Origin of the sequence: Bacillus sp. EAC, from assembly GCF_002156875.1 — a bacterium.
Taxonomy (GTDB): domain Bacteria; phylum Bacillota; class Bacilli; order Bacillales; family Bacillaceae_G; genus Gottfriedia.
The window spans coordinates 28446-42618 of the sequence record NZ_NCSY01000012.1; the positions used below are offsets into that span (position 1 = coordinate 28446).

The window sequence follows — 14173 nt, forward strand, 5'->3', positions numbered from 1 at the left end:
AAATAGATAATGGAAAAAAGTTTGAAAGGTAGGTAAGGGACTTGTCGAAAAGAGTGTTACCTGTAGAAAAAAATGAATTTAAAGAAGTTGAATTTATAGATTTAACTCATGAAGGGCATGGAGTGGCAAAAGTTGAGGGGTATCCAATTTTTGTACCTAATGCTCTTCCTGGAGAGAAAGCAACAATAAAAGTACTGAAAACAAGTAAAGGGTATGCATTTGGGAAAATTGTTGAATTCCACAAAGAAAGCGAAGTTCGAGTAGAACCAATATGTTCTATTTATAATCAATGTGGTGGTTGCCAAACTCAGCATATGACATATGAAGGACAATTAGAAGCAAAATATAAACAAGTAGTAGAGGTCGTTAAACGAATTGGAAAGCTTGATGACGTAGCGATCCATCCAGTTCTAGGAATGGAAAATCCTTGGAGTTACAGAAATAAGGCGCAAGTTCCTGTAGGGGAACTTGAAGGTGGACTAGTTGTTGGTTTTTATCAAAAAAGAAGCCATGAAATTATACCGATGAACGAATGTTTTATTCAAGGAAAAGAAAATGATGAAATGATTCAAGGTGTTAAAGATATTTGTGATGAATTAAAAATCAGTCCTTATGATGAATTAACCCATAAAGGAATTCTACGACATATCATGGCTCGCTATGGATATTTTACAAATGAATCCATGCTAGTCCTAGTTACAAATAAAGTTAATTTTTCTCAGAAAGAAGAACTTGTAGCTAGAATCGTTAAAAAATATCCTTCGATTACAAGTATCATCCAAAATGTAAACAATGAAAAGACAAATGTAATTTTAGGTAATCAAACGTTTGTTTTATATGGTACTGAAACGATAAAAGATAAAATTGGGAATATTACGTTTGAAATTTCTGCTCGTTCATTCTATCAAGTGAATCCTACGCAAACAAAAGTGTTATATGATAAAGCACTTGAATACGCAAACTTAAGTGGGGATGAAACGGTCATAGATGCTTATTGCGGAATTGGCTCAATCTCGCTATTTTTAGCCCAAAAGGCTAAAAAAGTTTATGGGGTTGAAATTGTACCTGAAGCGATTGAGGATGCAAAAAGAAATGCGATGATCAATGAGATGACAAACGTGGAATTCGAAGTTGGTAAAGCGGAAGAAGTCATTCCTAATTGGTATAAGCAAGGGATTAATGCAGAAGTATTAGTAGTAGATCCGCCACGAAAAGGCTGTGATGAGGCTTTATTAAATACAATCATTGACATGAAACCAAGTAAAGTAGTTTATGTATCATGCAATCCGTCAACCTTAGCAAGAGATTTACGTGTCCTTGAGGATGGTGGATATAAAACAGTGGAAATTCAACCTGTTGATATGTTTCCGCATACTAGTCATGTTGAAGCGGTCGCAAAACTTATACTAAAAGAAGGCAACTGACCCCTATGGGAGTTGCCTTCTCATGTTTCTTGTAATAGATTAACAAAGCTGTAATTGATATGAATGGTTCAAATTGGCTGACAGGTTATTTCTTAACTAATGAGTTAAGAGTTTTGAGGGGTTAAATCTTTGAGGTTTGGAAAGTTACCTAGGTTTTCTTAAATGGTGACTTAGTTAAAATAAACATTGCCGATTTTCACAATAATATTTTACAAATTATAAATGTCCAAATGTACTTGTATTTGATAATAAGTTTATGCATGATATAAGTGTAAAAGAAATAGAATATTTGCCTTATGTCTTTGACAGAGTGTTTGAAGTTGTAACCATAGTGAGAGGATTTGAGTTTGAAATGATAGATAATTTTTGGCGTGAATTACCACGACCTTTTTTTGTACTTGCACCAATGGAAGATGTGACAGATGTTGTTTTTCGTCACGTAGTAAGTGAAGCCGGTCGACCGGATGTATTTTTCACAGAGTTTACAAACTCGGATAGCTATTGCCATCCAGAAGGTATGAAAAGTGTACGTGGCCGTTTGATTTTTACAGAAGATGAACAGCCAATGGTGGCACATATTTGGGGGGATAATCCTGATTATTTCCGTCAAATGAGTATTGGCATGGCAGAGCTAGGATTTAAAGGCATCGATATTAATATGGGCTGCCCTGTACCGAATGTGGCATCGAGAGGGAAAGGAAGTGGCCTTATTCTTCGTCCAGACGTTGCGGCAGAGCTTATTCAAGCAGCAAAAGCGGGCGGATTACCTGTTAGCGTGAAAACACGACTTGGCTTTAAAGATGTAAATGAGTGGGAGGAGTGGCTAACGCATATTTTAAAACAGGATATTGCGAACCTTTCTATTCATTTACGTACACGAGAGGAAATGAGCCAAGTAGATGCGCATTGGGAGCTAATTCCGGAAATAAAAAAATTACGTGACCGTATAGCACCAAATACGCTACTAACAATCAATGGAGACATTCCTGACCGTCAAACTGGGCTACAGCTTGCTGAACAATATGGTATTGATGGTGTTATGATCGGGCGGGGTATATTTAAAAATCCTTTTGCTTTTGAAAAAGAGCCAAAAGAGCATAGCAGTAAAGAATATCTTGATCTTTTAAGACTTCAGCTTGATCTTCAAGATCAATATGCGGAAGTACTGCCACGTTCTATCACAGGGCTTCATCGCTTTTTCAAAATTTATGTCAAAGGATTCCGTGGAGCTGGTGAATTAAGAAATCAATTGATGAACACGAAATCAACAGATGAAGTGCGTGCATTGCTTGATAACTTTGAAAAAGAATATTGATGGACAGAAGGCAACGTTCCTATTTGGGTTCGTTGCCTTTACAATTCTTTTAACGGGTTTGCAAATTTGTAGTGTAAATCAATGCTATCTTCAATTCGATATGCCATTTTCTTTGCAAAAGTATGGAGCATTTTGTTTGTAAGCTCTTTTAGCGACAAGAATTCATTTAAAGCGGTATAGTCTTCTTTAACATCTGTAATATAACGGAATCCATACAATAGTGAAGTAATGTAATACTTCCTCTTTTAATTCAGTAAGAACTTGAATTTCCGTCTATCATCTTCTAATTCCAATAAAATTCCCTACCTACACGCGTTAGAAATGTTTTCCAAAAATTATTAAGTTAAATCTCAACCTTGAGCATTAAAAAAGGAACCCTTAGCACATTTTTTAAACGAGTAACTGTTTTACTAAGCGATGGATGAACGACTTAAAGGACTTCGGCAGCTTTTGCTATAAGCTCAACCGTTGCGAGAGTTTAAAAATGGTGTAGTTGAAGAGTTTCTATTTTCTTAAATGACTTCCTTATTTTATCTTAATAGACTAAAAGGAATAGGTTTATGATTTATCATGTATTATACATTAATGTAATCGGGGTTTTATAATTAAGTTGTAAGAAATAAATTAATAGTGGGAACTAACATGTCTAAAATTCAAACAAAGTTATATATAAATAGCGCGTGGCGCTACAGCTCAAACAGAACTTATTATGATGACGTTAATCCCTATAATAATGAGGTTATTGTACGTCTAAAGATAGGCAATAAATGAGATGTTCATGAAGCGTATGAAGTAGTAAAAAAAGCTCAAAAAACTTGGGTGCACAACATATATTATGTTGTGGAAGTATTTTAGCTTGAGAAAGGTAAAGTAAGATTGGATACGGTCTTTTTAAAGTTCTACTAGTTAAAAAAACAATCGGTCATCTTTATTTGAGAAAAAAAGCTGTAATCACCAATAACTATATTAGTATTTTGATAGTTTTATCGCAGGAGCGAGTGCTAAATAAGCTCTTAGTAAGGGGGGAATTGTAGTTTTATATAGATATTAAGGTGAAGTTATATATTTTCCTCATTTTTTTGGAGTAATTCAATGAAAAAATTCATTTATTCTATCATTTGTTTATCATGGATATGTCTGATGCTCTCTATGAAGCATTTCGGTTTTCTAACATTCGATACGAATCATATTCGTGATGTGGTTAGAAGTTTTGCAGAGTGGGCGCCATGGATATTCTTTTTATTCTTTTCATTAAGATTATGCTTATTACTTCCAAGCTCTATTTTTGTCATAGCGGGAGGGATGATGTTCCCTCTATGGCAGAATATTTTGATAAGTATATCGAGCATGGTTATCTCACAAAGTGGAATTTACCTTTTTGGTCGTTTTTTTTCAACTACTGAAATGCTTAATGGACTTCAAGAGAAACATCCAAAATTGTATAAATCAATTGAAACAAACACAAGTAGATTTTTATTATTAATGAGTTGCAGTCCAGCAACACCAATAGATCTAGCATGTTTCCTTTCAGCAGCAATGAAAATGCGCTATACGAAATTTCTAAGTTTAATGATTTCTGGATTTACACCACTTGTTATTTTCTATTCATTATTTGGGAGAACAATTTTGGACTATCCGTGGTTGTCTGTGATCATAACAGTTTGCTTGTTTGCAAGTTATTATATATACAAGAAAGTTTTTGGGAAGAGCACCAAAAAAGAAAATGGATAATATTGGTAATTATTCTAGCTTTAAATTACTATTGATTTAATAGAAACAATCATTAAATATGAATTCACAAATTAAATTTAGAAGGGATAACCTAAATGCAATTATATATTGGCGGATGGATATCATTTCATCAATTACAACATTTCGTAAGGGTACATGATAACTTAGGTGTACTTATCGCGTTTCTGATTCCATTTGTGGATTCTTTTTTGGGAATTATTCCACTTGGAGCAATATGCGCCGCAAACGTCAACATTTTCGGATTTTGGCCAGGATTTTTATCAACTTATGTGGGTAGTGTTTTGGGTACTACTGCAATGTATTTTTTATTAAAAAAGACTGGTGCGAAATGGATTGACCGCTTTATTCCCAAAAAAAAGAAAGAAAATTCTTCTGCCATGAGCTGGTTGAATAATAGTGGATTTGGTCCAGTATTCATCTGGTTTTGTATTCCGTTTTGCCCGTCTTTCTTCACTAATATTTTTGCAGCCGTGTCTAAAATAAGACCGATTCCCTATATATCTGGCTTTGCTATGGGTAAACTTGTTGCATTGTTGCTCATTAGTTACATTGGCCAAGATTTAGATGATTTCATTGAAGAACCTTTGGAAACCATTCTAGTTTTGATTGCTATTGTATTTCTTTGGTTTGTTGGTAAAAAAGTTGAAAAGAAAATCTATAAGCGTAGCACACTAAATAATGAAGAAAATTAAAAGAAGTTATAAGATCCAGATAGGGACTCTTAATTGCGAAAAGCGTAATGCGATTAGAATACAATATTTTGTTCGAACTATTACGTAAGGAAAAACCTGTTTTAATTTTTCTAAATGTACGTGTTCAAAAGTTAGACAAGGGCCAATTGGATTTCGTCATTTCAATGGATGTCATTTTCTTTTGTTTTACTATAACTTTTGGGATAAACTCTTTTCCTATTCTAGTAATCTATTCACCTAAAAAAATCATAGGGCATACAATAAATGGGCAAAGATAATGTATTTGTGAATTTTAAGGATGTGATTAAGATTTATCCATTAATAAATACAAATCCTACAAATAATAGGTACTATTATTCAACTCCCTATTATCAAGGAGTTTATCCGACTCGGAATAATAATAGTACCAATTACACCATTAAAGTAACTGGTAAAGGCGAAGTATCCGTAAAGCCAGATCAGGCTAAGCTAATTTTAGGTATTGCAATTGAAGATATGAACGTACAAAATGCTCAACAACAGAATGCAGTTATTTCCAATAAAATCATTGATGCTCTAATGGGCATAGGCATTAAACAGGAAGAAATAGAAACGACTTCTTATATTATTGAACGTATTGTAGATTCCCATGATTCACAGCAAGTATTTCGAGGATATCGTGTGAATCATATTATGCAGGTAACTGTCAAAGATCTTTCTAATGTAGGAAGAGTAATTGATGTTGCAACGGAAAATGGGGCAAATGTTGTAAGGGATGTCACTTTTGAAATATCGAATCCTGAACCTTATTATGCAGAGGCATTACAAAAAGCTACTTTGAATGCAAAGTACAATGCGGAAAACATTGCAAATGTATTAGGCTTATCTCTTAATAATATTCCAGTATGGCTAGTCGAAGAAAGTGTTCAATTAGTAAGGCCACAATTCTACTCTAGCCAAATGTCAGGAGTGTCATTAAGTGCACAAACAACTCCTATTCATGAAGGACAATTAAAAATAAATGCATCAGTTCAAGCACTATTTAACTACGGAAGTTTTTAATGAAGATTATTTAAAGATAATTTAGATAGAATGCATGGCGTAACTAGAATTATGATGATATGATAAATGCCTGTTGTTTCAAAAATGTTGGTAAATATGATTAATATTTTTGGAAAAATAGGCATTCGTTATAAAAATTAGAAGCTTATCTGCTGTTCAAAGTACTTTTTAGACTATTGGACAGGGGTTTAGTGCAATATCAGATAAAACAGGTGATTTGAATGATACATACTTACTTAGGTGAGGAAATTAATTTTGATATTAAGTACAAAAAACGCGCATCAATTAGCATTTATATAGACCTTTACGGAAATGTTGAAGTCCAGGCTCCGAAAGGAACATCGAGCGGGAGTATTCATCAATTATTAGAGGCAAATTGGGATAGTATTCAACAAAAATTAAAAGAAATGAAAGAGCGAATACAAGGACCACAGGAGAAAGTCTATGAATATGGTGAGACCTTTCTTTATCTAGGGAACACATTTCCTATTCAGATTTCTGAAGATGTAAATATCAGACAAGACCATGTAACGTTTGAAAACGAGAAGTTACATATTTATGTGAAGCAACTTGAGGATGATAAAATTAAACAAGCACTAAAACGATTTTATTACCAGCAGTGTAAAGCATTAGTAGAGAAGAGTATCCAGTCCTATCAGCGAAACTTTAAGGTTAAACCTACTTCGATTCGTATTTCTGATAGTAATCGTAACTGGGGTACTTGTGATTCGAATCGACAATTAACATTTAATTGGAAGTTGGCAATGGCACCGCAGAAGGTAATTGACTACGTAGTCGTTCATGAAATGTGCCACATGGTCCACATGAATCACGATCGTTCATTTTGGAGACTTGTAGGGAAAATAATTCCGGATTATAAGGAAAAAGAAAAGTGGTTAGCCTTATCAAGTTGGAAAATGACTGTTTAGCAAGCGTTAGGTTAGAGGGATATTTGTTCCGGCAAACAGTAGGAAAATGATTGGAGCGTAATATGCGAGACTCCTGTGGGAGTAGCGTGAAGGTGAACCCCCCCCAGTGGTCAAAAAGGTAGGCATGCTAATACCACGACGTCCTGTCGTAACGCATGCATGACCCACATCGTGTGGGCCCAAGGAGCCTCACCGCCCGCCCCACAGAAAGCGAGCATCCTGGAGTGTAAATCTACAAATTTCCATATTTAATAGATAACAAGATGATCTCTGTATTTGACGGAGGTCATCTTTTATTTTAATTAAACAAAAAAGCCTATATAGTAGACTTTTTTACCGTCTACTATATAGTGTGCACTTTAATGAATCTAAATTTTTATATATTAAAGATTTAGATCCCTCTTCTCAATATTGATACCAATTTTACCTTCTTGAATTTTCGATCGGAAAAGAGTCCAGTAAATCACGATACCGGCAATAAATAGGTAAAGAATGACTTTTGTTGTTGGTAGAAAATCTTTAGGAAGAGTTAGTATACCTACTTCAAATACTAACCATACAATGGCTAGTATTGTAACTGGTAGTCGCCATTTTCCTAATTTGAATCCATCTGTATCCGGTAAAGATTTAATCTTGGTAGCATACGCAACGACAGTAATTAAATAAATAATTGCTGGAAGAGCTGCTGAAGTACCGATTAATAATGATAGTTTTCCAAAATAGAATACAGCAATTATGCCTAGTACAGAAACTAATATTATTGCGTTATAAGGAACATTATGTTTCTTATCTACTTTTTTAAATACAGTAGATACAAAGAAAACATTGTCTCTTGAAAGAGCGTAAATTAGTCGAGAAGCTGAAGCCATGATAATTAGGCCACAAGCAAATATAGAAACAATAACTAAGGCAAGGAATACATCTGCTACTGCTGTACCTAATCGAGACTGTAAAATATCTGATATTGGAGAGGCAGAAGCCATAATACTATTAATATCTTTAATTCCCGACGTAACAACGATTAAGAAAATAAAACCGATAACGCCAGCTAATAACATTGAATAGACAATCGCTTTTGGAACAGTTTTCTTTGCATCAACTGTTTCTTCTGCCAAATTGGCGGCAGCTTCAAATCCAACCAGAGTATATGAGCCCATTACAACGGCTAATGCAAACGCGGTTAAATAACTTCCATTTTCGCCAACCTTGTGAGCTGTATAAGTTAATAACGAGAAATCTGCTCCTTTTAAAAATAACACAAAACCTAAAATAAGTATGATACCTATAAATCCAATTACTTCGGTATAAACAGCGGAATTATTAATGACCGTTGCTAACCGTACTCCAAATATATTCAATAGTGCTTGAATGACAATTGTGAGAATTACTACAGTTGTCAAAACAGAGGTTGTACTTTTTATGCCAAATAAATCGAGAAATATTGGTGCCACGCCGTAATCAACAGTTGGCACAACGATAATTAAGTAACATAGTGCAGCCCAACCGGTAAACCATCCAAATCCGCGATTCGTCAAACGGCTAACCCATTGATATACATAGCCACTTAGTGGGATTTTGCTGGATAGGTCGGCAAAAATCAATGCGACTAGCAAGTGACCAACCATTACAAATGGCCATGTCCAAATTCCTGCCGGGCCAGCAGCCCCTAATGCAAGACTATAGGAACTAAAGATTCCTGTTGTAATTGAAATAAATGAAAATGCTACTGCAAATGAACTAAAAAATTTCAATGATCGCTGTAACTCTTGTTTGTAGTTAAACGATTGTAAAGCGTCTGAATCAATCCCCGGTTTGCTCATAAATCATCTCCTCAATAATTTGTTTGTTATTTGCTGAATATTCTTATAATTAAACTTGTAGTTAGTCTAATTAGCTTAACTAAAGTTTTATTATCGATAGGATTTAAGGAGGTGAAGGAACCAACTCCTTAGAAATTAAGGAGTTGATTGCTTTTGATCCTCATCTTTACTAGCTTCTTTCTTTATATTAAGGGCTACAAGACTAGCAAAATCATGAATAATTGTTGCGGCTAATAGTGAAGTAATTTGCGTAGGATCATATGGAGGTAAAACTTCCACTAGATCAAAACCTATAAAATTAAAGTCTGTTAAAGAACGAATCATTTGCAGTGTTTCATAACTATTTAAACCACCAACCTCGAGAGTTCCAGTTCCAGGAGCACATGAGGGATCAACAAAATCAATATCAAAGCTCAAGAAACAAGGGGTATCACCAATCGTTTCCTTTACTTCTTTAATGACATCCTCAATTCCACGAGATTTAAGTTCAGGTGTAGTAATAACTTTGTATCCTAGGTCAGTACTTGCATCAATATCTCCAGGATGATTTAGCGTACCTCTAATGCCGATTTGAAATACTTTGTCATTTTGAAGTAAACCTTCCTCATAAGCGCGAATGAAAGGTGAACCATGCCAATATTTTTCCTCGTAATAAGTGTCCCAAGTATCAGTATGTGAATCAAAATGAATTAAAGCTACTGGTCCATAAATTTTTGCAGCGGCACGAAGATTTGCTAATGTAACAGAATGATCTCCACCTAGTCCAATAGGTATAATTCCTTGTTTCATAAAATCGTATACTGCTTTTTCGATTAGCTCATAACTTCTATGGATGTTATGAGGAATGACAGATACATCTCCAATATCAATTGCATTGCAATCATCAAAAGGATACACCTTATGAATTGGATGGTATGGAAATAATGTCATTGAAGCTTGACGAATAGCTTGAGGAGCAAAACGAGCTCCAACACGGAAGGATGCAGCTGTATCAAACGGCATACCAATAATTGCTAGTTTAGTATTTTCGCGTGATGAAGGTAAACGCATAAATGTTCCAGATGTACAAAATTCTGGCTTTACTTCAGGTGATAATGGATATTGCATGTTTAAATACCTCCATAAAAATTATTTACTCTTTAGATTTATGCAACTTTCATGCCAGCTTAAGTAAGAGAGAATAAATATAGATTTCAGTCAGTTTAGTTTGATTGGAATCTATGAGAAGCTGAATAATGTATGCAGGATTGAATAATTTTTAATCATAATAGAATCAAAATGATATAAGCAGATTTCTTTGTTTTTCAAGAAAAGTAAAGTTTTAAAGCAATAATCTATTACACACAGAATGTTTTATGACAGATAAAAAAATTGGCATAGAACTTGCACAGTTAAAACTTGATTTATTTAAATATTCTAAAAAAAGGAGGTTTTGTCGAATAGAAATAAGAAATAGATGTATATAGGGGAATATTGAAAGCGCTTAAACTTGGAAGAAGGGGATATGATAGGTGGAAAATAAAACACAATTAAAGAGATCCTTAAAATTATGGCAAGTTGTTATGATGGGGTTAGCCTATATGACTCCTATGGTTGTCTTTGATACATTTGGTATCGTTTCACATATTACTGACGGTCATGTACCATCAGCATATCTTATAGCCCTAATAGGGATGCTATTTACGGCAGTAAGTTATGGCAAACTTGTAAGAGTATTTCCTGATGCTGGGTCTGCTTATACATATACCCAGAAAGCAATTAATAGTCATCTAGGTTTTCTTGTCGGATGGTCTTCGTTACTTGATTACTTGTTCTTACCAATGGTAAATGCGCTTTTAACTAAAATCTATCTTAACGCACTATTTCCAAATGTCCCAACATGGATTTGGGTAGTAGTGTTTGTTGGTATAGTGACTTTTCTTAATTTAAGAAGCATAAATATGTTAGCAAATTTTAATACTGTTTTTGTTTTAGTTCAGATTGTCATTATGGTAGTGTTTATTATACTTGTTATTCAAGGATTGCATAAAGGAGAGGGGTATGCAGGATTCAGTTTAAAACCTTTCTTTGATACAGGTATGCATTATGGAACTTTAATAACAGGGGCAACAGTTCTTTGTTTTTCATTTTTAGGATTTGATGCCGTTTCAACGTTATCCGAAGAAACAATTAATCCAGCCAAAATGATACCGAAAGCAATTATTTATACTGCCCTTTGGGGTGGTGTCATCTTTACCGTAACATCATTTTTTATTCAGTTGTATTATCCAGATATATCAAGATTTAAGCATCCAGATGCGGCATCTCCGGAAATTGCATTATATGTAGGAGGTAAACTTTTTCAATCAATTTTCTTATGTATAACATTTATTAATACGCTTGCTTCTGGTTTGGCTTCGCATGCAAGTGTTTCACGTTTATTGTATGTTATGGGGCGTGATAATGTCTTTCCAGATAAATGGTTTGGATTGGTGCATTCGAAATGGAAAACTCCAGTATTTAACGTAATTTTTGTTGGAGTTATATCGCTATCAGCAATATTTTTCGATTTAGTTACAGCTACATCTTTAATAAATTTCGGAGCATTAATGGCATTTACTTTTGTCAATCTCTCAGTTATAAACCATTTTTACATTAAAGGGAAAGATCGAACAGTTAAAGGGTTTTTCAATTATCTAATTTTGCCTGTGATAGGTGCTGGCTCAGTAGCAATTTTATGGTTTAATATCGAGAAAAGTTCTCTCATAATGGGGTCAGTTTGGTTTCTGATTGGTTTAGGATATCTAGTCTATCTTACAAAGGCATTTCAAATTGCTCCTCCTAAATATGAAGAGGATCAAGTTTTAAACTTATCATAACGATTTAAAAGACACATTCTACTTTTAGAAGGTGTCTTTTTTTTGATTGTATTACTTAAATGAAGGAGACTAAAACTTGATAAAAATGGTGTCATTCAATTTTGAATAAATAACAATGCAATTTTGCATAACTAATGCATTTGGTCATATTTACGTTCATTAATCCTTAAACATTGTATTGATTAATAGAAACTTTTTAAATCTAATCTTAAGAGTTTAATATTTATTAAATAATTTAAAGTATTGATATAGAGCCATTTATCTCATGCTTTTATTAGTTAAGTTTCGGAGGTTAACGATAGTTGGCACGAGAATTGCAAAATAATTGATAACAAAAATAAAATATGAGGTGCTTAAAATGAGTTCAGATACAACTGAAGTAGGAAATTTGAAATTGGTAGGTAATCTAATTGAAAAAGATAATTCTCTTCAAGAATTTCAAGAAACTCTATTAGAAGCAATCAATACAATGAACCTTCCAAAGCAAGTATTCGACTTTTTAAAATTACCAATGAGATTTTTAGAAATTAATATTCCGTTACAAATGGATAATGGTGAAACTAGGATTTTTCAAGGATATCGAGCTCAGCATAATGATGCAGTCGGTCCTACTAAAGGTGGGATTCGTTTTCATCCCGATGTAACCCCTGAAGAAGTAAAGGCACTAGCAGGCTGGATGAGTCTGAAATGTAGTATTACAGATTTACCTTATGGAGGAGCAAAGGGTGGAGTTATATGTGATCCAAGGCTTTTAAGTAATTCAGAACTGGAAAGATTAAGTAGAGGATATGTTAGAGCAGTCAGTCAAATAGTAGGACCCACTAAAGATATCCCAGCACCCGATATGTATACGAATTCTCAGGTAATGGCTTGGATGCTTGATGAATATGACCATATTCGCGAGTTTGACTCACCTGGTTTTATTACAGGAAAACCAATTACTCTGGGTGGTTCGGTAGGTCGCGAAACGGCTACTTCAAAAGGAGTATTTTATACACTTGAATTAATAAGTGAATTAAAAAAAATTGATATTAAAAATATGAGGGTAATTATCCAAGGCTTTGGAAACGTAGGTAGTTATTTGGCTCAGTATTTGTATGAAGCCGGAGCAATAGTCGTTGGGATATCTGATGTTCTTGGCGGAATTTATGATCCAAGTGGTTTGGATATTCCATATCTTCTTGAGAATAGAGATTCATTTGGAGTAGTTTCCAATTTATTTAAAAACACTGTTTCAAATCAAGAATTACTAGAAAGAGAATGTGATGTGCTGATTCCAGCTGCGATTAGTGGAGTAATACATTCCCGAAATGCTAAAAAACTTAAATGTAAAATTATTGTTGAAGCTGCAAATGGTCCAACTACGAAAGAGGCCCTTGAAATTCTTGATAAAAAAGATATTTTAGTAGTTCCAGATATTTTAGCTAACTCAGGTGGGGTTATTGTTTCTTATTTTGAATGGTGCCAGAATATGCAAGGATATTATTGGGATGAGGGACTTGTAGACCAGCGTCTAAAAGAAAAGATGTCGGACAGTTTTTTAAAAGTATACAACACTTCTAAAAATTATAATGTAAATATGAAAATTGCTGCTTATATCGAAGGAGTACGTAAAATTGCTGAAGCTTGTCGCTTAAGAGGTTGGATAAAATACTAATAAAAGGGGCGATATTGAATGCTAGATATTATTTCTGAAACAAAAGAAAACCAGTTAGTACATTACTATTGTTTATTAACACAGAATAATCGATACGATCTATCGATTGCTTATTCAAGTCATTTTTATGGTAAAGCAATGGTAACTTCAATTCAATCTGGTCAAATGGTATTACTTTGCTCAGATGATACTTATGCAGACCAATATTGGGCACCTAAACTAGGAATCGCGGATGAAGATATTATTGAAATTCAGAATTTTTTTAGTCTCGTTTTGAGTTCAAAACAGTTTCGTGAACAATATTAATCTTACTTATTAATTTCGTGAAAGGAATGAACATTATGTATTTTGGTGCTGTAGTTAGTCCTTACCATGGAATTATTGAAGGGGCATCGATTGTAAAGGATTCAAGAATCTATGAATGGGAACCGTTGTTTACTATTAAAACCTCAGATGGTTTGACGCAAGTTATTCACCAAGGTATTAGTGGTGAGGTAGCTTCACTAGAGGTCACAGAAGGCGATACAGTTGTTCCAGGGATGGTACTTGCCTTTGTCAAAGAAGATTTATTTGTTACTGGGAGTGATTGATTAGGAAAAGGAAGGAGATGTAAACTTATCTTCTTTCAGACTGAATTTCAAGTATTGGGACCTTTGCCTATACACCGAAAGAAGATGTTAAACCC

At 34.1% G+C, this 14173-nt stretch carries 13 protein-coding genes; 10 read left to right on the plus strand and 3 right to left on the minus strand.

Annotated elements, in window-relative coordinates; all coding sequences use genetic code 11:
* The first annotated feature begins 41 nt into the window (after positions 1 to 41).
* Together rlmD and B7R65_RS17900 are read left to right on the plus strand one after the other, a co-directional pair.
* A complete protein-coding gene (gene rlmD, locus B7R65_RS17895) occupies positions 42 to 1424 on the plus strand; it encodes a 23S rRNA (uracil(1939)-C(5))-methyltransferase RlmD (RefSeq protein WP_088044209.1) in 1383 nt (460 codons plus the stop codon).
* Positions 1425 to 1776: 352 nt separating this feature from the next.
* Complete coding sequence (locus B7R65_RS17900; protein ID WP_179194919.1) at positions 1777 to 2739, plus strand: tRNA dihydrouridine synthase; 963 nt, start codon at positions 1777 to 1779, stop codon at positions 2737 to 2739.
* A 38-nt stretch (positions 2740 to 2777) separates the two neighbouring features.
* Here B7R65_RS17900 and B7R65_RS21555 read toward each other — a convergent pair whose 3' ends face one another.
* Entirely contained in the window at positions 2778 to 2957 is a 180-nt protein-coding gene (locus B7R65_RS21555) for a hypothetical protein (RefSeq protein WP_088044210.1), read from the minus strand.
* 874 nt (positions 2958 to 3831) lie between these two features.
* Between B7R65_RS21555 and B7R65_RS17910 the strand changes: the two genes are divergently transcribed.
* The 4 genes from B7R65_RS17910 to B7R65_RS17925 all read left to right on the plus strand — a co-directional run bounded on the left by B7R65_RS17910 (position 3832) and on the right by B7R65_RS17925 (position 7153).
* Entirely contained in the window at positions 3832 to 4470 is a 639-nt protein-coding gene (locus B7R65_RS17910; RefSeq protein WP_088044211.1) for a TVP38/TMEM64 family protein, read from the plus strand.
* A 95-nt stretch (positions 4471 to 4565) separates the two neighbouring features.
* Positions 4566 to 5183, plus strand: a complete 618-nt coding sequence (locus B7R65_RS17915; protein WP_088044212.1) for a TVP38/TMEM64 family protein — start codon at positions 4566 to 4568, stop codon at positions 5181 to 5183.
* Between the two features lie 264 nt (positions 5184 to 5447).
* Positions 5448 to 6224, plus strand: coding sequence for an SIMPL domain-containing protein (locus B7R65_RS17920; protein ID WP_088044213.1), 777 nt, complete (start codon positions 5448 to 5450; stop codon positions 6222 to 6224).
* Between the two features lie 221 nt (positions 6225 to 6445).
* Positions 6446 to 7153, plus strand: coding sequence for a M48 family metallopeptidase (locus B7R65_RS17925; protein ID WP_088044214.1), 708 nt, complete (start codon positions 6446 to 6448; stop codon positions 7151 to 7153).
* Between the two features lie 383 nt (positions 7154 to 7536).
* Here the strand turns inward: B7R65_RS17925 and B7R65_RS17930 are convergent, their stop codons facing one another.
* Together B7R65_RS17930 and speB are read right to left on the minus strand one after the other, a co-directional pair.
* A complete protein-coding gene (locus B7R65_RS17930) occupies positions 7537 to 8973 on the minus strand; it encodes an APC family permease (protein ID WP_088044215.1) in 1437 nt (478 codons plus the stop codon).
* A 135-nt stretch (positions 8974 to 9108) separates the two neighbouring features.
* The gene (gene speB / locus B7R65_RS17935) at positions 9109 to 10080 is read right to left on the minus strand and encodes an agmatinase (RefSeq protein WP_088044216.1); all 972 of its coding nucleotides are present in this window, start codon (positions 10078 to 10080) and stop codon (positions 9109 to 9111) included.
* A gap of 404 nt (positions 10081 to 10484) precedes the next feature.
* Here speB and B7R65_RS17940 point away from each other — a divergent pair, with 404 nt between their 5' ends.
* The 4 genes from B7R65_RS17940 (at position 10485) to B7R65_RS17955 (ending at position 14078) form a co-directional block, all read left to right on the plus strand.
* Positions 10485 to 11831, plus strand: a complete 1347-nt coding sequence (locus B7R65_RS17940) for an APC family permease (protein WP_218780449.1) — start codon at positions 10485 to 10487, stop codon at positions 11829 to 11831.
* 358 nt (positions 11832 to 12189) lie between these two features.
* The gene (locus B7R65_RS17945) at positions 12190 to 13488 is read left to right on the plus strand and encodes a Glu/Leu/Phe/Val family dehydrogenase (RefSeq protein ID WP_088044217.1); all 1299 of its coding nucleotides are present in this window, start codon (positions 12190 to 12192) and stop codon (positions 13486 to 13488) included.
* Between the two features lie 18 nt (positions 13489 to 13506).
* Positions 13507 to 13794, plus strand: a complete 288-nt coding sequence (locus B7R65_RS17950) for an SAV0927 family protein (RefSeq protein WP_088044218.1) — start codon at positions 13507 to 13509, stop codon at positions 13792 to 13794.
* Positions 13795 to 13829: 35 nt separating this feature from the next.
* Positions 13830 to 14078 carry a biotin/lipoyl attachment domain-containing protein gene (locus B7R65_RS17955; protein WP_088044219.1) on the plus strand — a complete coding sequence of 83 codons (249 nt, stop codon included), beginning with the start codon at positions 13830 to 13832 and terminating at the stop codon, positions 14076 to 14078.
* The last annotated feature ends 95 nt before the right edge of the window (positions 14079 to 14173 follow it).